Origin of the sequence: Bacillus sp. SN1 (genome assembly GCF_002796895.1) — a bacterium.
GTDB classification, from domain to species: domain Bacteria; phylum Bacillota; class Bacilli; order Bacillales; family Bacillaceae; genus Bacillus; species Bacillus inaquosorum.
Window position 1 is genome coordinate 741,866 of the sequence record NZ_PHIE01000001.1, and the last position, 24,237, is coordinate 766,102.

Genomic DNA, 24,237 nt, shown 5'->3' on the forward strand with positions numbered 1-24,237 from the left:
TTATTTGAAAGTTTTCCAAAACATTTCTTTAGAAGCCCCCGTGCCTGAAAGCACTTTTTTCTGCACGGTCTGAGCCGATGGTTCTCTTAAAACGGGCTTCCGATTTAATTCCGGCAGAGGCAAAGGTTTTCTTCTGATTGCACGCTCGGCCGAGTCTTTCCAGCCTTCTACAATCAGATGGGCATTCGTGCCGCCATCAGCAAAACAATTGATTGCCGCAGCCGGCGTTGTCTCCTTCCACTCGTCTTGCGATTTACAGAAATACAAATCAGTCTCTTCTATATCAAAATGCGGCATGTTTTCGTCACCTGACAGGAATGGAACCAATTGTCTATGTTTCAGCATCAAAGCGACTTTAATCAGGCTCGCTATTCCTTCTGCACATAAAGGGTGACCGATGTTAGGTTTCACTGATCCCAGCCCTAATGGCGCCTTTGAGCCGGAACGGTAAATGGCTTGAATCGCCTTCAGTTCAAGTAAATCTGTCACCGCTGATCCCGAGCCATTCGCTTCAAGATAACTAATCTCTTCAGGCTTTTTGCCGCTTTTTTCAAGCGCTATCTGCATGACATCCTTTTGCGCCTCGAGATTCGGTGAAGATGGGCCTGCCGTTCTTCCGTCATTGTTGATAGCGGCGGCTTTAATGACAGCATATATGGAATCTCCGTCTTTGAGTGCCTGGCTGACGGTTTTGACGAGAACCATGCCCACGCCTTCTCCTAAAATGACACCGTCTGCCCGCTTATCAAAAATATGGAATGACGGCTTATCACATAAGAGTCCGCGCTCCTGAAACATTTGATGCGCATCAGCATCAAGCAAACTGACGCCGCCGACAACCGCTGCCTCAATATCTCCGCTCCGCAGAGCCTGAATGGCCATATTCAGTCCGACCAGTGCAGAGGAACAAGCAGTATCCAGCACAATACTCGGGCCCCTTAAGTCAAAAAATTGTGAGATGTTAGCTGCTAAATAATTTTGTCCGCCAGCGACAATCGGATTTCTTGCTTTTGAAAGACTGGACGGATCAGGCTTGTGCTGGCTGCGGCCTCCTATATAAACACCAGCCCTCATGCCTTTCACTTCTTTCTCTGTATAACCGGCGTGATACCACAGCTTCAGGCTTTCCTCCAATACGGCCAACGCTTGAGGGTCCATCGCTCTGACATCGTTCTCGGACATCATGAAGAAATCATGATCAAATCGATTTATATCATCAATGAGGCCCGCGTAATTAGAGCTGGAGTGCCCGAATCGTTCAGGCAGTACAGGTTTAATCGCAGACTGACCACTACGTATTAAATCCCAGTATGCCTCAAGTGTTTCCGCTCCAGGGAACCTGCAAGTAAGACCGATGATGGCGATATCTTCTGCAAGACCCGCCGTTTTTTTATGACTTATTTGTTGTGGCTGCTGTTCTTGCATGGGCGCCTGTTTCACTGCCGATTGTGCCTTAGCAGGTATTTGTGTCTCAGGAACAGATGGATGCAAAACAGCTGACACGTCATATTTCGATATGAGCCAGTTTGCAAAGGATTCTATTGTCGGATATTCAAACAAAATCGATGGATCAATATCTCCATTGAATGTTTGGTTCATCTGCTGTACCAGCTGAGCCAATATAATTGAGTCGATTCCGTATTCTTGGAAAGGCTCGTCTGTTTCAAAGTCTTCAGCTGATATCTTCAGTTCATCTGTAAAAAGAGTTACGAGCCAGTCAACTGTTTCAAGGAACAGGTTTTGAGGGCTGGCTTGCTCTTTAGTCTCAGGATGTGAGAGGGCTTCAACAGGCAGTGACTGTTGCATAAGCTTGTCAGGCTTCCATACATTTGTATCTGGAATCGCCGGCAGCACGACAGCACAGTGTGTATCTGATAAAATCTGATCCAGCAGTTGTAATCCCTCATCGTTTCTCAAGCTCACCAATCCAGTCTGCTCTAAAGCTTTGCTTCGAACCTCACCTAAACCGGTCTCCTTCCAGTTAGGCCACTGAATGCTGACAATTGGACATTCACCTTTATGAGCTTCTGCAAAATAATCCATAAAAGCATTCGCCATCGCGTAATCAGCTTGTCCGGCTGAAAGAACAGGAATGGCCGCTGATACTGATGAAAACAAGATAAAAAACGCCAATGGTTCGTCTTTAAGCAGGTCAAATAACGTTTGCAGGCCTTCGACTTTCGGTTCAAGCACCTGTTCGATCTCTTCTAGTGATTTTCTGATAAATGCCGGATTATGTTTGTTCACCTTCCCGGCACAGTGGATGACTCCGCCAATTGCCCCCATTGTTTCGTGTATTGTCTTCAGGCTCTGTTTGACAGCAAATGAATCGGTCAGGTCCAGAGACAACACTTGAACTTGCGCACCCATGGCTTCTAGCTCTTGAATGGCTTTTATCTTCTCAAGTGAGGCATTTTTTACTGAATTCCACTGATCACGCGGCGGCAGCTCTTCCCGGCCGATGAGCACCAGCCGCTTAACGCCGTATGTTTTCACAAAATGCCGCGCACACAACGAACCGAGACCTCTTGTCCCGCCTGTAATCAGTAGGACTTTGTCTGATGAAAACGATACTTGCTTAGGAGTAACCTCGGCTTCTACTGGTTTCTCTGCCAAATATGCGCGATACCTCTGTCCGTTTCGATAACATACTTCTGATTCGGCACTATTAGCATAAAACTCGTCTGCGATCAGTCTGGCCAGCTCCTCATGAGAGGCTCCGCACTCCATGTCTGCGTGTCTTGATGTAAGATGGCTGTACTCGTTTTGAAGCATGCGGTATAAGCCGGCCCGCGAAGCACCGGACAAATGAACAGCTTCATTTGCGTAAGCCTCCAGCCCCTTCGTTACACCCAAGATCATTAAATTGCGCTTGCTTGTACGTCCTTGCTCGATCAGCTTTTGGAGCCAGTTTATCCAGCTTGTAGACTGCTCACGGCTCGTTCCGCATCCGATCAGATCGATTGCTCCGTCAACATCTTCATAGTCAGCGGCAGATACATGATCGAGCTCTTGACTGTTAAATATACGGTAATCTAAGAAATACTTCGAAAGCTCTGCCGCCAATGCCATAGTTTCCTCGTTTGCTAATATGGCTACGGCTTGATTCGTGCGTACTGCTGGTTCAATCGGACAACACTGCCACTGTTTATGCAGAATGCAATGCTTAGTAAGCGGTTCGGAGTGAGGCAGTGCTGAACCACTGTTTTCGGTGTTTTCTTCTAGATTTGGCAGCCAGTAATATTCTTCTGCAAACGGATAAGCAGGCAGACTGATTCGGCGAGGCATGTGATCTCCATAAAGTCCGTTCCAATCGACCTGCAGCCCTTTTACCCATAATTCCGCTACTTTCTTGAGTCTTTTCTTCTCTATCCATGTTTGCAGCAATGCTTTGGCATCGTGATCTGTTTCAAACAGCTTGATTTCGCTTTTCTTCGTTTTCACGTGAGCGGCATATAAGTTGCTGTTCGGTACATCTGCCAAATAATCATCCAAAGCTTTGATCAGCGATTCTCTTGAATCCGCCAAAAACGCCATCCGATAATCCATCGCTTCACGGCCCGTCTGAAGTGTATATGCCATATCCTCCAGATTGATTTCTTCAATCGAATTTGTGAAATCTTTCATTGCTTTTGCATAGGCCTTCAGCTGCTGCTCTTTTTTCGCTGAGAGTACAAAGAGTGTTGACTGATACTGCTTTATTAATCGATCATCCCTCTTTTCAGGCTGATATTCTTCTATCACGATGTGGGCATTCGTCCCGCTATATCCGAAAGAGCTTACACAGGCCCTCCGCGGTTTTCCGTCAGCCGTTTCCCAAGGCTTAAGCTCCGTATTTACATATAAAGGAGAATGCTCAAATTGAAAATGCTCATTCGGCGTCGTGAAGTTCAATGTCGGCACCAACATTTTATGGTTCATACACAATAACACTTTTTGAACTCCGGCTACTCCGGCCGCCGCAGATGTATGGCCAATATTGCTTTTGACTGAACCGATAGCGCAAAACTGTTTTTTATCTGTTTTTTCTTGAAAAACGGTAGATAAGGCCTCTAATTCAATTGGATCGCCTTGTTTTGTTCCGGTGCCGTGCATTTCTACATAACTAATACTCTCAGGATCTATTCCGTATGTTTCATATATACCTCTTTCCAGATCCATTTGGCTTTTCGCACTCGGTGCCGTGATTCCGTTTGTTTTCCCGTCCTGATTAATACCTGAGCCAATGATAATGCCGTAAATATGGTCACGGTCCGCTTCCGCATCTTTCAGCCTTTTCAGTACCAACGCACCCGCACCCTCGCCGGGCACAAAACCATTCGCGCCATTGTCAAATGCTTTACATTGTCCATCAGGTGAAAGCATGCCGGCCTCACACATACTGATGTAAGATTCCGGCGTCAGGTATAAGCTGACACCGCCAACCAGCGCCATATCAATTTCTTTGTTTATGAGTGCCTGTCGTGCTAAATGTGTGCCGACCAATGAAGATGAGCATGCGGTGTCAATAGGAATAGCAGGCCCTTTTAAATTAAGAAAATACGGAATACGCGCCGCAGCAATCGCAAAGCTGTTCCCGGTGGCGTTTGCTCTTGCCTGCCGATTCAGCATAACTCCATATTCATTGCTCATAATCCCGAGATAAACGCCGCATTTTTTCTCATTTAATGTTCGGGCGTTATATCCAGCGTCCTCAAAAGCTTTATAGCCTTCCTGCAAAAATATTCGATGCTGGGGATCCATCAGTTCAGCTTCTGACGGCGGAATATTAAAAAACAACGGATCAAAATGTTCAATATCATCAAGCATCCCCATTGATTTGCAATAGCTTTTTCCTTTTTGGTTCAGGGCAGGATCATAGTATTTGTCAACGTCCCAACGTGATGTTGGAATGTCCCGAATCGCATTTCTCGCATGAACCAGGTTATCCCAATATTCTCTTACATTACTGGCGCCCGGGTACCTCCCCGACATCCCGACAATGGCTATCGCATCCTCTCGGTGATCTTGTTGAATAGGAGCCGGTTTCTGCTCATGCTCTTTCTTTATTGGGTATTGAACAGACTGAAGCGGACGGTCTGACGGCTTTGCCTTAGGGAGTGCTGCCGGCTGTTTCACATGTTTAACAGCTTCAGAGACCTCATGCTGATCTGTCATTTCTTGCTTTCTCTTAAAATGCGTTCCAAGCTCGGACTTTAGCATCTCGGCAAAATCACGTATCGTTGGATAATCATACACTCTGGTGACTGAAAAGGACGTGCCATATTGCTTATTCACCGCTTTTATCCATTCGAGCCCGGTAATCGAGTCCATTCCGATATCGATGAATGCTTCGTCAACATCCACCTCGTTGGGCTCCATGAATAACACGTCTGCTATGCTTTCCCTCAATTCTTCATGCAGCGTTTCAATTGCCCCAGTATATTGGCTTGATGCGGATATTTCTGCTGCTGCATATTGAATGGTTGCTGCAGGTTCCTCCTGCAGCGGCTGATGATTCTCTAACGGCTGCAGGGATATATTGTCCGGTTTTGGAGCGGGTGCTGCTGTTTTCTGTTTCATCGGCGCGTACGGCTCGGTTTGTTTTGAAACCTCGATTCCTGCTGTTTTTTCTCCAGATTGTGTGCTTAACTCTTGTGCTAAGTAAACAGCGAAATCACGTGTTGTCGGATAATCATAAACCTTGGTGACATTTAGTGATGTGCCATACTGTTTATTTATTGCTTTTATCCATTCGAGTCCGGTAATCGAGTCCATTCCGATATCAATGAATGCTTCGTCTGGATCAACCTCATTTTGATCCATGTACAGCACTTCCGCTAAGCTCGCCGTTAGTTCATCGCACAAGGCTTCCGCCGCGATCGTCTTTGTTTCTGTATCTGATGGAAGCGGAGATGCCGCACGCTGCAAACGATCCTGATTGGCCATTAAAGGCTGTAACGTGATATTGGCAGGCTTACCGCTGGCTTCTTTGGCAATAGACGGCTTTTGAATGACGGGCTGTACCGAAGCGGCCGGTTCGTCTTTTCTTATTTCCTCAGCCTTTGCATTTACGTCTATCCAATAGCGATCTCGTGCAAAAGGATAGGCGGGTAAACTGATGCGCCGCGGTTTTTGATCTTGATAGAGCGCGCTCCAATCAATACGCAAGCCTCTTACCCAAAGGTCTAAAACCTTCGCGTACTTTCCTTTTTGCATCCATGCCTCGATTGTTTTTGACATATCTTCATCAGCGGCAAAAGCGGCAATAGATTCTTTATTGCGTTTCACTTGTCCTCGATAGACATATTCTCGATTTTCTGTTCCAGAGATAAAGTCATTGAGTTTTTCTTCAAGTTCCACCATCGTCTCAGCAACGAACGCCAGACGCTCATTCATCGCTTCACGACCGACTTGCAGCGTATAGGCGATTCGGTGCAAATCTGCTTCAGCATATCTTTGTTCACGAATGGCATGCAGCAATCGCTCCGCCCGTTTCTGAAGTTTTTCCTCATTTTTTGCTGAAAGCACAATGACAGCCGGCTGTTTCCCCGCTGGCGAACGTTCCTGCTTAGATTCGGCAACATGTTCTTCTATTAAAATATGGGCGTTTACTCCCCCGGCGCCAAATGAAGAGATGCCTGCGATTCTCGGATATTCGATTTCTTTTCCATTGACAGAAATGATTGGCCTCTTCCATTCTTCTAGCTCTTGCTGTACTTTAAACGGTGAGTTAAGGAAATCAATATTCGGATTCAGCACGTTTGAATGCAGGGAAGGTGCAAGCTGCCTGTATTTCATTTGGAGCAATACCTTCGTTAACCCTGCGATACCTGCCGCACTCTCACAGTGCCCGATATTTGATTTGGCCGAGCCTATTGCACAAAATTGTTTGTCATCCGTTTGTTGCGTAAACACTTTGGACAGCCCAGTCATTTCAATAGGATCTCCTAGAGAGGTTCCCGTGCCGTGCGCTTCTATATAACTGACTGCCCGCGGGTCAACCTCCGCTTCCACAAACGCCTTTTTGATCACATCAGCTTGGGCATTCGGGTTTGGAACTGAGTAACCGTTTGTTTTTCCTCCGTGGTTAATAGCTGTCCCCTTAATGATTCCATAAATGTGATCGCCATCTTCAAGAGCTTTAGACAATGACTTAAGAAGCACTGCTCCAACGCCTTCTCCCGGCACATAGCCGTCTCCGCCCTGTCCGAAGCTTTCACATCGGCCTTTGCTGGACATAAATTTGTTCTGCCCAAGCATCAAATATTTATTTGGGTGGATTGAAACATTCACGCCGCCCGCGAATGCCGCCTCACACTCTCCGCGCTGCAAGCTTTGACAGGCCAAATGAATAGCAGTTAAAGAAGAAGAACACATGGTATCCAAAGCGATACTTGGCCCATGAAAATCAAAATAATAAGATACCCGGTTTGCGATGGATGATGGATTTCCTGTTAAAGCCAGAGACCTGCCCCGCACCTGCTCTTGCGCTCCATACAGCTGGTATTCTTCGTACATGACACCTACGTAAACACCGACGCTTCCGCCAAGCTCCGAATCACGCTTACGGCCGAGATGCTCCCTTGTATATCCTGCGTCTTCCATCGTTTCATACACACACTGCAAAAATAAACGCTCTTGAGGGTCCATTAATTTTGCCTCACGCGGCGAAATATGGAAAAACTGCGGGTCAAACTTGTCTACATCCTTCATGAAGCCGCCCCACTTGCTGTAGGTTTTTCCAGGCTTGTCCTTATCTTCATCATAATAGAGACTATGATCCCAGCGGTCTTCAGGAATTTCCGTAATACAGTCTCGCCCGTCCCTCAGGTTTTCCCACAATTCATAGATGTTCTCTGCCTGTGGATAGCGCCCTGAGATACCGATGATTGCAATTTCCTCTGTTCCCTTTTCTCTTGACTGTTGTTGCCCTTTTTCTTGCAAAGGAAAGAATCCAGACTTTCTTGGGGCAACAGAGATTTCTCTCTTTTCAGGCTCTGAATCAGTTTTTGTATTTTCCGCAGCAGAAGGTTTGTCTTTTTCAATCCCCAAAATGTCCAGCAGCTTTTCTCTGTGGGATTCAGTAAAATACCGGGTTAATGACCGAATATCCTGGTATTCAAAGAACAGCGTCTTGGACAAAGATCCAAATACTTTTTCTAATTGACCAGTTACATGCATGATCATAATAGAATCGATCCCGTAATCCTCAAGAGGAGCTTCAGCATCAATTTGGCTGGCCGGCAGCTTGATAACCGAAGAAAGCACTTGTTTCACATAGTTCTCTGCTTTTTCTCTCAATGTCTCTTCATCGGCTCCAAAGACAATGTCTGCTTTTTCCGTATCCTGATTGTCATTTGTATTTTTCATATTTTGGGATTGGCCTTGACCATGTCCCGTTTCATATAAAAATGCACGAATCCGATTGGCAACACCTGATGCCACCAACAGCTGCGGCTTTCCTGACGCCCAGCCATGGTATAATGCCTGAATCCCATGACCTGTTTCCATGGCCACCATGCCTGTTTCTTTTGTCAGCATCCTTGCAGTTTCAGCATCAATACGCATGCCCCCGTCTTTCCACAGCGGCCAGCACACCGAAAGCGTTTTTCCGTAACGTTTGCGGAGCGCTGCTTGGCCATTTCGATATTCGCTGAATGCATTCATAAATGCATTTGCCATTGCATAATCAGCCTGTCCCGCACTTCCCACTGCTCCCGCACCTGAGGAAAAAAGGATAAAGAAGTCGAGCGGAATATCTTTCGTTGCTTCGTCAAGATGAATCAGACCAGTTACCTTTGGAGCGAGCACGGTTTGAATTTCTTCTTTCTTTTTCTTAATAATGAAATTATCTTTTATCATACCGGCGCTATGGATGATGCCGTCCAAGCCGCCGTAAACATTTTGAATCTCTTCTATTAAGGCATCAACAGCTCGTTTCTCTGTCAGATCCGCTTTTCTGTAAACTGCTCGGACGCCAAGTTTCTGTAGCTCTTGAAGCATCGCCTGCTTCCTTTCATCGAGCGGAGAGCGTCCTGTCAGGATTACAACAGCATCATTCGTTTCGTTTGCGATTTCATTTGCAAAGATGAAGCCAAGACCGCCTGCACCGCCTGTAATCAGATAAACCCCTTTATCCTTCCACAGTATGTCAGCACTTAGGTGCTCACCAGACGTCTCTTTCCATTTGCTTACAAAACGTTTTCCTTGCCAATAGCGGATATGCGTGTCACGAGGACAGCGTCTGTTTTCTTCTAATATTTCGAAGATGTCACTAGCAGACACCCCAGTATCTAATTCAATCAGCTGTCCTGTCAGTTTTGGATTTTCTAACTCAGCCGTTTTGAGCAGTCCGGTTAAGCCGCTTAATAGCTGCGGCTCGTTCAATGCAGGCACCGCCACTTGAATGAGTGTATGTCCCCCGGCTTTTGAGTGCAGCAGCTGCTTGATTTCTTCAAATAACTGTACGGCATATCCTTCAAACCGTTCATCAATTGCCTCTGTATGATGCTGCAGTACTGTACAGTCAAGATGATTCCGAATACTTTCCATTTGTTCTCCAAAATCACAGACAATGATTTTATGTGTCTCATACCCTATAAGCTCTTGCTTCTCTGCAGGAGCATTTTCTTCCCAAACGTGTTCAAACAGCAGCGTGTCAATTGTCTCAGAAGGATTTTCTGCCTCTGTTTCTAACACTCTTGCAGAATAGCCCTTCATTCGCACGCAAACCTGCCCCTCTTCATTGCACAAATCGATATCAAGCTTCTGCATACGATCCCCAGCTGCACTGCCCTCGCTGTATGTGATCCGTACCCACATAGACGCCTCGCAGCCTTTGAAGATTTGAACATCCTGTAATGCAAAAGGCAGCATTGCCTTTCTGTCTGTTAAACTCGCATCGCCTCCCAGCCTCAAACCGATAGATGCTTGAAATGCCGAATCTATCATGCTCGGATGCAGAACATAACGGTCTTGCGTATCAGAGATCACAGATGGCATCGTCAATTTTGCTAGAACTCCGTTTTTGCCGGCATATATGCTGTCGATGGCTCTGTGGCTGTCACCATAATGAATTCCCATGTCCGCATAAGCGTCGTAACAATCAGAAGGTGACAGAATCCGCTCTTTATCATTTGCCTTCAGTTCTTCAATGTTTATTACCGGAGATTCATCAGCCTCACAAAGCACTGCACTCCCTTGTCCGTATACAACTGGCTCCTTCTCTGCGCTTTCAGGCTCCTGGCAGATTTCAAATGCAATCTCACCATTGTCTTCAGGATATAAACGTATGTGTATGTCTGCTTGCTGTTCTGTAACGGCAAACGGCCGAACCCAGACGATATTCCGGAGTCGGAATCCTGTCGGAAACTGATTGGCAGCTGCCTTTTCCACAGCCGCACGAACCATCTCCAATAAAGCTGCACCGGGTAAAACCCGCTCGCCCTTAATGACATGATCCTTCAGGAAAAATTCACGTCCCGTGAACGCTGAACGGAAGCGTATTCCCGACATGTCGGACACATTTTGATGCAGAAGAGGATGAAGGACATGACCTTCCCGTTTGGATCGATCAGTCGCTGCCTCCGCTTTCGGCACCCAATAACGCACCTTCTCAAAAGGATATGTCGGCAAGCTGATCCGCTTTGGTTTCTTTCCATCGTAAAGAAGTTTCCAGTCAATCGAAGCTCCGTTGACCCACTGCTCTGCAATCAGATCGAAATTTCTTTGTTCCAGCGATTTATGTACCGTTTCGGCAGAAAGCGATAAATCGCTTCCTCTTGACACTCGGCCCATCCAGCAATGCTGAACGGTTTCGTGCCCTTCTATAAAAGCCTTCAATTGACCGGTCAATTCTTGAATTCCATCTGCTACAAAAGCAACCCGCTCTTCCATCGGTTCACGACCTACCTGCAATGTATAAGCCAAATCTCTAATCTGAATCCCATCATGAAGAAAATCCAAGAGACGCTTTGCATATACATGAAGACGTTCTTGATTACGGGCAGAAAGCGGGATAACAGCCGGCATTTCAGAATCTGACGGCAAAGTAACGTCCTGCTCCGCTGTTTGAGGAATATATTCCTCTACAATAATATGTGCGTTGGAACCGGTCGCCCCGAAGGAACTGATACCTGCACGGCGCGGATAAGGGAGGTCTTTCCCATTTTCCTTAATAACAGGCTGCTTCCACGTTTCTGCTTCATGCTGTACATAAAATGGAGACTTTTCAAATTCCACGTACGGATTCAGTTCTTCCGAATGCAAAGAAGGCACGAGAGTCTGATAGTGAAGCTGAAGGGCAACTTTGCTTAAACCGCTGATACCCGCTGCGGATTCAGCATGACCGATGTTCGATTTAACAGAACCGATTGAACAGAATTGCCGATCCTGTGTATATTGGCGGAATGCTTTCACCAACCCTTGTATTTCGATCGGATCTCCTAAGGACGTACCGGTTCCATGTGCTTCCACATAACTGATCGTCCGCGGGTCAATTCCCGTTTTCTCCAAGCATGCCTCAATCAGATCAGCTTGGGAAACCGGACTCGGCACTGAAATGCCGCTTACAGTGCCCACATGATTCACGGCACTTCCTTTAATCACGGCATAAATACGATCTCCGTCTTCCTCCGCCTGGCGCAAAGGCTTTAATAAAACCGCACCAATTCCTTCGGCCGGCACATAACCGTCCCCATCCTTGCCAAATGTACGGCAGTGCCCGTCAGTGGAAAACATATCCCAGACCCCGTATGTCATATATTTATTAGGATGCAGGGACAGATTCACTCCGCCTGCTAACGCGACATCACACTCACCGTGGCGAATGCTTTCCAATGCCAGATGTACAGCAGTCAGAGACGAGGAGCATACCGTATCAACCGCCATACTCGGACCGTGGAAATTACAAAAGTAAGATACACGGTTGGCGATTTGCGCATAGTTGAGCGAGAGAGGAAACACATTTTCCGCTGATGCTTCTTCAGCGCCGACTAGTGTATAATCCTTGTGCATGACGCCCGCAAAAACTCCTACATGATGCCTTTTATTTCGTCCTTTAGGCTTAGCCAACGTCTTTGGTGTGTAGCCAGCATCCTCAATGGTTTCCCAGCAGGTTTCTAAAAACAGCCGCTCCTGAGGGTCCATTGTCTCTGCTTCTCTCGGCGTGATTCTGAAAAATTGAGGATCGAAGCAGTCTGGGTCATCAATAAATCCGCCCCATTTGGAAATATCCTTGCCTGAAGGAGATGTGATTCCTTCAAAGCGCCGCCAATCCCAGCGCGACTCAGGAATCTCGCTAATGCAATCCTTCCCCTCTTTCAGATTGTTCCAAAATTCATGAATATTGTTCGCCTTCGGATACCTGCCCGCCATACCAATTATTGCAATGTCGCCTGCCGCCTCAGAAGGTATAACAATAGAAGATTCAGTACGTACGCTTTCAGCAGTCTTATCGTCGGTTATGCGATCAGAGACGTGTTCTCTTTCATTTTGAACAACGGAACCGGCGGCACTAAATTGCTCGGCATATTCCTCGGCAAGAAATGCTGACAACTCTGCAATGGTAGTATGCTCAAACAGGAGAGTCGGCGAAAGGCTCTCACCGATCTTGTCACTGATGGTTTCTACCACTTCAAGCAATCCTGATGAATTCAGTCCCATTTGATAATAGCCGACCTGTTTTTCAATCTGTTCAATCGGCTTATTGATTTTGTCTGCGATTAATTGGCTGACGAACTGTTCAGCCCCGCCATAGGCTCCCATACTGCCGGTTGAAGATACGGTATCAGCAGCATGAGTATGCTCAGCTATGTCCTTACTCGTCTCTTGTTTATCCTGTACATCCTGATGCTTTCCGCTAATCAGCTCTGCTTCACGCACTAGTTTGCTTGTGAAGTTCTTCAGTTCAGCCACTTTTTCTCCGGAAGCATTGAAAAATTCAAGTGTTACATAAATCAGCTCTTTTTCCTGACGGACGGAGGAACGCTTAATTCTCGTCATACAATGTGTCTGCAAAAGTGCTGAAGCGGAAAAGGATTCATAAAACAGAGGCAAATACAGCCTCTGTTCTCCTTTAAGCAAAGATGTGAGCAAATTGTTGGCCCCCACCCCGCTCCCATCTATGAGAGTTGGATGAAACATAAAGCCTTCTGCGTGACGCATGGCCTCTGAGCCGAGAGAAAGATCAAGAAGGACGCCGTCTTCCTCTTCATAGATGCAGCCTTTCACTTTCATATATTCACTGTGCACCAATTCCTGACGTCTGCATTGTTCATATACATCATCAAGCTGAACAACGTTCCTCGCAGATGCTTTCATCTGACCGATCTCCAGTGTTTCTTCAAATACAACCGGGGAATGAGCGTGCATGTCAGCCTTCATATAGAGCTTTTCTTCTGAAGCTTCTTTCCCGCCACTTTTTTCAAGGCCTTTGGCTGTGATTTGCCACTTTCCTTCTTTTTTCTCCGTACATTGGATATTGAGAACAATCATCGCATCCTGTCCCACCATCAGCGGCTGATAGATGGATAAATTTCGCAGCTGAAGCTCTGAGCAAGAGTAGCCATGTTCTCTGAATATCTGGTAGATCATATCGATATAGGCCAATCCCGGAAGGACATTTTGTCCGTAAACCACATGGTGATATATAAACGGATTTTTTAACGATAATGTGAGTTGTTTCGTTATATTTTTCACGTTAGACCTCCACCTCATAAGTATCCCATATGTTTGCCGCATCCATTTTTAAGGTCTCCGCTTCCGGCTTTGACTTGCCAGGCGAAAACGCCCGTTTCTTTAATTGAGGAGGCGATATTGGATTGCGCTTGATCGCGCGTTTTTCATCTTTTTCCCACGCCTCTACGATGACATGAGCATTCGTCCCCCCATCGGCAAAGCAGTTAATGGCCGCCGCAGGCCGCGAATCTGTCCATTTTTCCAGCGTTCGGGTGAACGTGATATTCGCTTTCTGTTGATCGAAATGCGCCATCTCTTTTTCACCTGATAAAAACGGGACAAAACTTCGCTCTTTCAGCATCAGCACAACCTTAATAAAGCTGGCGATCCCTTCTGCACATAGCGGATGCCCGATGTTTGGCTTGATTGAGCCGAGAGAAAGAGGCGATGAGTGACCGGAACGGTACACCGATTGGATCGCTTTCAGTTCAAGCAGATCGGTTACCACTGAACCTGACCCGTTTGCTTCAAGATAGCTGATGTCCTCTGGTTTTTTTCCGCTTTTGGCAAGCGCATCTTTCATGACTTCCTTTTGCGCCTCCAGATTAGGTGTTGCCGGTCCTGCCGTTCTTCCGTCATTATTGACCGAGGCCGCTTTCACGACAGCATATATGGTATCTCCGTCTTCCAGCGCCTGTTTTACTGTTTTTAACATGACCATTCCGACGCCTTCACCTAAAACAACTCCGTCAGCACGTTCATCAAACACATGGAAGGATGAATGTTTACTTAAAATGCCGCGCCGGTCAAACAGCCTGTGAGAAGCATCTGAGCTTAGCAAGCTGACACCGCCGACTAAGGCAGATTGAATATCACTGCTACGCAGCGCCTGAATGGCCATATTCATGCCGACCAAAGCTGACGAACATGCTGTATCAACTACAACACTCGGGCCGCGGACATCGAAAAATTGTGAAATATTAGCCGCTAAATAATTTTGGCCGACTGTCACAATCGGATTCTTAGCATGATGAAGACTCTCTTCATCAGGTTTGTGCTGGCTTCTGCCCCCAATATAAACGCCGACAGGCTTCCCCTTTATTTCCTCAGGTGTATATCCGGCGTGATACAAGAGTTTCAAACACTCTTCCAATACGAGTAATGCTTGCGGATCCATTGCCCTTACATCTTCTTCATGAAGCAGAAAGAAATCAGGATCAAAATGGCTGACATCATCAATCACGCCGGCATAATATGGCGTCTTGCAGCCCCAGCGCTCTGCCGGAACCGGACCGATTGACGAACGTCCCTCAGATAATAATGACCAATAGGTTTCCAGCTTATCTGCTCCCGGAAAGCGGCAAGACAGCCCGACAACAGCAATATCTTCTGCATGGGAGCCCGGCGAAATAGTCGCCGGCGCTTGTATCTGGGCGGCAGGAGCACGATCTTTCGCAGGGCCAGTAACACCTGCCTCCATTTTGCTCTCCATAGGTGCTGCTGTTTTCGAGATCCTGTCTCCGAATAAAGCGGACAGCGTTTCGGAATAAGAGCTGATCAGCCAATCTGCGAACCTTTGAATTGTCGGGTATTCATATAGAATAGATGGATCGAGCGCTGCTTCTAATTTGCGGTTTATACGTTGGAGCACCTGCGCCAAAATGATCGAATCCACCCCATAATCTTGAAATAATCCGTCAATTTCGAAGTCTTCACGATTAATTCTCAGCTCTTCGGTAAACAGTTCAACAAGCCAGGACTGTGTTTCGGATAATAGCCCATCACTTTTGGAAATGTCATCAATCTCTTTGATGTCTGTGGCCAGCGGGCTCTGCAAAATTGCTTCCTGCTCATGACGTTTCCTCCGCTTCATCAGCAGCTCCGGCTCCCAATTTGTTTGATTCGCCACCGCAGGGAGAACAACCGGATCGAGTGTTTTCGATAAGATTTGATCTAGAAAACGTAAGCCCTCTGAATTTGTAATGCTCAACAAGCCGCTTTCCCGATATACATGATTTGTCACTTCACCCATACCGGTTTCTTTCCAATTCGGCCACTGAACACTGATGATCGGCGCATTTTTCTGATGTACTTCCGCAAAATAATCCATATAGCTATTGGCCATCGCATAATCAGCTTGTCCCGCCGAAAGCTCAGGGATAATGGCTGAAACAGAAGAAAATAATACAAAAAACTGTAATGGCTCGTTACACACGTGGCGATATAGCGTTGTCAGCCCAGCCACTTTAGGCTCCAGCACCCGCTGAATATCATCGGCAGTTTTTCGGATGAATGCCAGCGTATCCATATCGGTCAGACCTGCACAATGAATGACACCGCCAATCGGCCCTATTGTTTGCCTGATATGTTGCAGCGTTTGTTCAACATGAGCATCATCAGATAAAGTAAGCGACAGCATTTGCACTTGCACACCCTGCGCTTCCAGCTCCCGCACTGCCTGGATTTTCTGTGCCGCGGATGTGTTTGATGTCTCAAAGCGAGCCCACTCCTCTCGCGGAGGAAGCTGCTCTCGTCCAGTCAGCACCAGCTTTTTCACTCCATAGCGCTCCACAAAATGCCGGGCGCATAATAGTCCGATGCCTCGTGTCCCGCCTGTAATGAAAAGCACATGCTCTTTAGGGAAGGTCATGCTTTGTTTGACTCCCTTACCTGTTTCAGGACGCGCTTTTAGAAAAGCCTGATACCGCAAACCGTCTCTGTAGCAAACCTCCGTATCGTGAGAATCCGAATAGAACTCATCAGCGATCTGCTTGGCGAGACGATGATAATCAATGCCCCCCTCTGCATCCATATGCCTTGATGTAAGGTGACTGTACTCACTTTGAAGCATCCGATACAAACCAGCTCGTGAGGCTCCAGCCATCCGGACGGATGTGTTTTGAAACGATTCGAGCCCCTTCGTCACACAAAGCAGCCTGAGTCCCTCTTTATGCCCGAATTCAATAAGCCTTTGCATCCATTCAATCCAATCCAGCCGGTCTTCATCATGTTCACCGCAGCCGATGACATCCACTAGACCGTCAAACTCTTTCCAATCGATGTCTGACTGATAACAGTCAGTCCGGCTCACATCTAATAAAAGGTGATTCGGAAAATACTTAGACACTTCAGCTGCCAAATCTGCTGTCTCTTGATTGCTCAGGATGGCAACCGTTCGTGTCCCCGGCACTTTTGAACCAATCGGACTCAAACTCCATTGTTTTGTCAAAAAACATGCGGTGCGCTTTTCACTAGTATCAACAAGTTCTGAATGTTCCTTTGCCGGTAGCCAATAGTGATCCTCCGCGAATGGATATGAAGGAAGACTGATCAGGCGCGGTTTGGTTTCGCCATATAATGTATTCCACTGGATCACTACGCCTTTGACCCATAAATCCGCAAGTTTGGCGTATTTTCTTTTTCTGAACCAAGCTTCAAGTGCCATTGCCATATCCTCATCTGCTGTAAAAATGGCCTGGGTTTCTTTATTGCGATTAGACTGCCCCCGGAAGAATTCACTAGTTTCTTCCTTACCGTCAACAAACGCTTGCAGTTTTTCTTCAAGTTCCTGCATTGTCCCCGCAATACACGCCAGACGCTCATCCATCTCTTCGCGCCCAACTTGCAGGGTGTAAGCGATACGGTGCAAATCCTGATCTGTATATCTTTTCTTGCGAATCGCCTCCAGCAATTGTGAAGCGCGATCTATTAGCCTATTTTTATTTTTAGCCGACAGCACAATTATGCTTGGCTGTTCTGGTGCCGTTTGTTCTGAATTCACTTTTGGAATATATTCTTCAATCACAATATGTGCGTTTACTCCGCCAATCCCAAACGAACTGATTCCGGCACGGCGCGGAAGCTTGTTTCCGTCACGATCTGTTACAGCCTTCCATTCCTGTTTTTCCTGAACGATGTAAAACGGACTGTCAGCCAGCTGAAGATAAGGATTAAGCGTCTCGCAATGCAGGCTTTTCACTAACGTTTTATGCTTCATTTGCAGCAGCACTTTGATCAGACCAGAAATACCTGCGGCAAGCTCTAAATGACCAATATTGCTTTTAACTGAGCCGATGCCGCAACGGTTCTCTGGAATGTCCGCCTGGCTGCCGCCTCTCTTATTGGATAGTTCCTTAAACGCGGCTTTCAGCCCGTTTATTTCAATCGGATCCCCCAATTCAGTCCCCGTTCCATGGGCTTCAATATATGTGACCGTGCTTGGGTCTATGCCTGCTTGGCGATATGCACGCACCAACAGATCAGCTTGGGCTTTCGGATTAGGTGATGTCAGGGTATTGGCTCTTCCGCCGTGATTTTCCGCCGTCCCCCGAATAACGCCGTATATATGATTCCCGTCACGCTCGGCATCTGCCAGCTTTTTCAGCATGACCATTCCGACACCTTCGCCTCTGACATAGCCATTTGCATCGGCGGAGAAGGTTTTACACCTGCCGTCTTTGCTGAGCATCCCCGCCTTGCTGTAGCTAATGTGCGCCTCTTCGGTCAGGATCGTGTTCACACCTCCTGCAATCGCCATCTCACAATTGCCGCTTTGCATAGCGGTTACAGCACGGTGGATGGCTACAAGAGAGCTGGAACAAGCTGTTTCGATTGGTTCGCTCGGACCGTGGATATTTAAAAAATAACTCATTCTATTCGGGCCAACCGAAGGGATCATATGACCTGTAGCCGCATGGCCTTCAATCGGAAGATTCGCTCTATGGAATAGATCTTTATAACCCGTGTTTCCTGTGCCGACAAAGATCCCCGTCCCTGTACCCGAAAGGCTTTGCGGCGAGCAACCCGCATCTTCCAGCGCCTTCCATACAAACGTCATTAAGAGACGCTGCTGAGGATCTACATAATTGGCTTCTCTCGGCGAAATACCAAAAAACAACGGATCAAACTCTGCGACACCATCAATAAACCCGCCCCATTTGATGTCGGTTTTATTGACATCAGTGTCAGGGTTTCCATAATGCTCCCGCCAATCCCATCGATCTTTTGGAACCTCTGTAATGCTGTCTTTGCCTTCCTCAAGATTTCTCCAAAATTCATCTATATCCTTAGCACCAGGGAATCGGCCGCTGATGCCGACAATCGCAATCGGCTCAAAATCGGCAGTCTGCTTTTTGCTTCTTTCTTCTTTTGCAATAACAGGCTGTTTGAAGCGGTGCTTGCTTCGTGTTGTGATTTTCGGCACAGTAGAGGATATTGTCTGTAACTCTTCTTGCCCCTCTGATTTTTCGACCTCCTGAACAAAAGTCGCCTCATGTTCATCTATCAAATATTGAGCCAGGCTTTGGATGCTTCCATATTCAAAGAAAATGGTCGGCGTAAGCTCCAATTGATATGCCTCATTGATCTTGTTTGTAAAGACTGTAAATGTAACCGAATCAAATCCGTATTCACTCAGCTCTGTATTGACATCAATATCTTCACTATCTACTTTTAAAATCGCACTGACCATGTTGCCTAATGATGCCCTCAGGCTGTTTAAACTGTGTAATGAGCTTGACGTTTCATCTGTGTCATTAACAGCAGCATCTTGATTTAATTCTCCCGGATACGCCGCAATTACATATTCAGCCAAGCTTTGGATGCTTCCATATTCAAAGAAAATGGTCGGCGTTAGTTCCAATTGGTACGCTTCGTTGATCTTATTTGTAAAGACAGTAAATGTTACCGAATCGAATCCGTACTCACTCAGCTCTGTATTGACATCGATATCGTCAGTGTTTACTTTTAAAATCGCTCCAACCATTTGAATGAAAGACGCTTCTAATTTTTGAGTTTGACCGTGAGCCTGATCTGCGTTTTTCTGCCCCTTCCGTTTGGATGTCGTTTCTGCAGAAAGCAGTTTTTGCTTCATTTTCTGAAGCTGCCCTTCCATCACAAAAACTTGCGGCTTATCGGATGCTATCCCTTGATAAAATGCTTTCAAGGCGCTATCTGTCGGCATCGGGACCATTCCCATGGTTTTCAGCATTCTCTTTTCATCTTCAGCGCCGACTTGCATACCGCCTTCTTCCCATAACGGCCAGTTGAAGGAAATGGTTGAACCGAATCGCTTCTTAGATGCAGCAAGAGAACTGCGGTATGCAGCAAATGCATCCATAAACGTATTGGCCGCAGCATAATCGGCTTGTCCAGCGTTTCCTAAACATCCTGAAACAGATGAGAATAAAATGAAAAAGTCCAATGGGAAATCCTTACTGCATTCGTCTACATGTAACAACCCGCTCACTTTTGGCTGTAACACTTCTTGAAACTCTTCCTTCGTTTTATGAACGATGAAGTGATCTTTAATGCTGCCTGCACCATGGATAATTCCGTTGAGAGTGCCATACTTTTCTTTGATTTCCTCCATGAGACGCCGAACCGCCCTCTGATCACTTACATCAGCTTCTCGATAGACAACCTCCGCCCCCATGCTTCGAAGAGCCTTCAGTTCATTTTCCTTACGCTCACTTAAAACAGAGCGTCCCGTCAGCACAATGGTGGATCGAACAGTTCGATTGGCAATTTCCTTTGCAAACAGAAGGCCTAAGCTTCCGGCTCCGCCTGTAATCAGATAAATGCCTTCGTCTCTCCACGGCATATGAAACTCATTAGCGTAAGGAAGCGCCATTTCCCGCCAGCCTTTCACAAAACGGTTTCCAGCCTCATATCGAATCTGTTTATCAGCAGGCCTCCGGCTATCATCTTTCAGCTTGAGATGAAGATCATTCATCTCTTCAGGCTTCTCAATCTCGATAACCTGAGCTGTAAGTTTGCTGAATTCTAATTCAGCTGTTTTAAACAAACCGGAAACACCGGCAAACAATTGTTTCTCTTTTTTCAGCGGAACGATAGCTTGAATGATGATACGGCCGGCAGAATGCTCACGGATCTTGCTTTGCATGAGTTCAAAAATGTTCTGCATGTAACATTGATAACGTTCAGCAATATGTCCTTCAGCTTCATTCAGTGTAATGACACGGGCATCCTTCATGTTTGATGCAATGCTGTCGGTGAAGCTTCGTTCAGTTTCAAAGAGAACAACGATATGCTCTGCGAATGAAAGATCTTCGTCCTCAAATCTACCATTCTGTTCTCTCCATACCGGCTCAAGCATTAAGCGTTCATGCCGTGATAAAGGCTTGGATGAATGGACCTCTCCTTCCAATACTCTCGTTGAGAATCCTTTGATCCTGACACATACGTTTCCACTCTCATCAAGGACATCGATATCCGCTTTCTGAACAACCCCCCCGGAGAGATCACTGTCACTTAAGCGAGCATATGCCCACATAGCAGAGGAACATCCTTTGATCACCTCAAGCTCTTCAAGCGCAAATGGCAAAATCAGCTTTTGATCCGTCAATTCCTGCATGATGCATATTGTTGCCGTCTGCAAGGCGGAGTCCATGATACTTGGGTGCAGTACAAACTGTTCCTTCGTTCCAGAAACGATTTCTGGGAGCTTCAGCTGCGCCAGAACCTCTCTGTTTCCTATATCAACATTCTTAATTCCTTGGAAGGCCGGACCATGGAACATCCCTCTGCTTCTGCCTTCTTCGTAAAATTGACCAGGCGACATCTTTCCTTTGCCGCAGCGGCGTGAAATTTCAGCGAGATCAGTAACCGGCGTTTCGGCGGCAGATACCAGCTCCGCGCTGCCTTGACTATGAATAACCGGGTCGGCCCCGTCTTCCTGTGTACTGTAAATCTCAAAAGTGATTTTCCCATCTTCTTCAGGAAAGAGACCGATATCCACTTGAGCCGAATGTTCGTCAACCACAACAGGCTGAACCCAGACTGTATGATTCAATCTGATTCTGACCCCCTGGCCATTATTGCTTCCCGTCGCCTGCGTGATAGCCGCGTGCGCCATTTCAAGGTACGCAACACCAGGGAGCACCGGTTTTCCTCTTACCACATGGTCTCTCAGAAAGAATTCTTCACCAGTAAAAACAGAACTGAATTTTTGTTCAGAAAAATCAGATGTATTCTGATGGAGCAGCGGATGGATGGAACCGATCTCTGTCTGATTGCCGGATATCTGACCCGACGGCTTGCGGTCATCCTGCGATGGCCAGTATCTTTCTTTTGCAAATGGATATGTCGGCAGACTCATTCTGTATGGGCGCTCACCTTTGTAAAGCTGCATCCAATCCATATGCGCTCCCTTGCTCCAAATCTCCGCAAGCTTGTTTACTTTTCCTTTGGCCATCCATTTACGGATCAGTTCCGCGCTGTCCTCGTCCTCCGTCAGCCATAAAATCTCCCTGTCATTGTGCTTACTTCCTTGAAAACAGCCTTCAATCGCTGTTTTTCCATTGATAAAATCTGTGAGCTTTTGTTTTAACTCGTTCACATGATCGGCAGTAAAGGCAACGCGATGCTCCATCTCTTCCCGCCCGACCTGTAGGGTATACGCAAAATCAGGCAGCTGTCCGTCCTCAAGTCCTTTTCTTTCCAAATAGGTCAGAATATCCTGCACATACTCTTGCAGTCTCTCTTTATTTTTTGCCGAGATCGGTATGATGCAGGTCCCGTCTATCTTTCTTTTGTCAGAATCTCTTTTGTATTGTTCGAAAATCGCATGAGTGTTTGTCCCGCCAAGCCCGAACGAGCTTAGTGCAGCCCTGTGCGTTTTGATATCACGGCTTAACGTTTTCTTTTGATCGACGACGTAAAAAGGAGAGCTGGATAAGTCTGTATTTGGATTAGGCACCTTATAATTGAGGCTCGGTGCAAGCTCCTGATGGTAAAGACTCATCACGACCTTAATGCAGCCAGCCAGACCGGCGGCCGTATCTAAATGTCCGATATTGGTTTTCACCGATCCAATGCCGCAAAATTGCGTTTTATTTGTGTATTGCCTGTAAACATTTGTTAAAGCTGCCAGCTCGATTGGATCTCCCAGCTTCGTTCCGGTTCCGTGCGCTTCTACATAGCAGATGGATTCAGGCTGTATCTCCGTTTGATTCATGACCTTTTGCACCACGTCAGCCTGCCCTTTGACACTCGGAGCATAAAAACCGACTTTGTCAGCGCCGTCGTTATTTACACCTATGCCTCTCAGCAAAGCATAGATATGATCCCCGTCCTTTACAGCATCCGCTGCTTTTTTCAGCAATACAACAGCAACACCCTCACCGCCTATCATTCCGTCAGCTGAAGCGTCAAAAGCTTTAATATGTCCGTCGCTCGAAAAGTTCAGTCCCGGCTGATGCATATATCCGATATTTGACTCGGTATGCAGTGTTGCACCGCCTACTAAAGCATAAGCAGATTCCCCCGACTGCAGGCTTTTATAGGCAGAATGCAATCCAATCAGAGACGATGAGCAGTTGGCGTGGACGAAATAGCTTGGCCCTTTCAGCCCGAGCTTATGAGAAATCATTGTCGGAATCGTCCCGCTCTGCGCAAGCACCCACGAGACATAGCCGTCAGGCGTTTCCAGACTTTCTGTTGTATCGGACGGCAGCAGCGCGCGGTAAGAATTATTGCTTGCCGACATAAAAACACTGGTTTGAGGAATCTGTTTCGCAGCATAACCCGCATCTTCTATTGCTTTCCATGAATGAGTCAGCAGCATCCGAAGCTGCGGGTCCATAAATTCAGCGTCTTTAGGAGAGATTTGAAAGAAGCTTGGGTCAAATCTGTCTTTTCCATCAATTGAAGATTTAGCCGGGACGTATCCGGCATTCTCCGCGATCTCCTCTGAAATACCAAAGCGCTGAAGCTCTTCCTTACTGAAAAACGTAATGCTTTCCTTGCCGTCTCTGAGGTTCTCCCAAAACTCATCATGATTTTTCGCCCCTGGAAATTCACACGATATACCAATAATCGCTACACTATCCTCATAATAATCTGGGAGATCGCTCATCTGGGTGGACTGATCTATATGAGCAGCCGGTTCTGTCGGCATAGAGGCGCTTTTATCGCCCATTCGCTGTTCAGTGATGTATTGGCTGATATTTTTGATCGTTGAGTACTCAAACAGGTCTGTGACAGAAAACTCACAGGATAGCTTATGTTTGATGCGATCAGCCACAGTAACCGCGAGAAGCGAATCCCCGCCAACATCAAAAAATCCGTCTTCCCATTCAATGTCACTCATTTTCAATACATCCTGCCAAATGGCGAAAACAGCTTCCTGAATGTTCAACGGAGAGATCTCCCTTTGCTTTGGCTGCTTCGCAGTTAATTCGTTATGCTTAAGACTGTTTCTGTCTATCTTTCCGTTCGGTGTCAACGGCATATGGTCAAGCTGAATAAAATAAGAAGGCACCATATAGGCAGGCAAAACGTCTTTCACATAATGACGCAGCTCCCTCGCCGCAAGAGATGCATTTGCATCTTTAGTTGTATAATAGGCAGCAAGCTTATCCATTCCATTCTCCTCAGCTGCGACAACGACGCAGTCCTGAATGCCGGGATACTCACTGAGCCTGCTTTCAATATCGCCAAGCTCAATACGGAATCCGCGTATTTTCACCTGATTATCGATACGGCCTATATATTCAATTCGTCCTCCCGGAAGCCAGCGCGCCATGTCTCCCGTTCGATAAAGCTTCGTTCCAGGCT

Annotated in this window: 2 protein-coding genes (1 of these 2 running past the window's edge); both read right to left on the reverse strand. The window is 46.7% G+C overall.

Features of this window, described 5'->3' with window-relative positions:
- A complete protein-coding gene (locus CVV77_RS03635) occupies window positions 1-13,698 on the reverse strand; it encodes a type I polyketide synthase (protein WP_100274670.1) in 13,698 nt (4,565 codons plus the stop codon).
- On the reverse strand, window positions 13,682-24,237 hold the 3' portion of the coding sequence (locus tag CVV77_RS03640) for a non-ribosomal peptide synthetase (protein WP_100274671.1). Its footprint extends 4,561 nt past the window's final position; only the last 10,556 of its 15,117 coding nucleotides appear in the window; its start codon lies beyond the right edge, outside the window — the gene reads right to left on this strand; the stop codon is at window positions 13,682-13,684. The genes CVV77_RS03635 and CVV77_RS03640 overlap by 17 nt, the downstream gene beginning before the upstream one ends.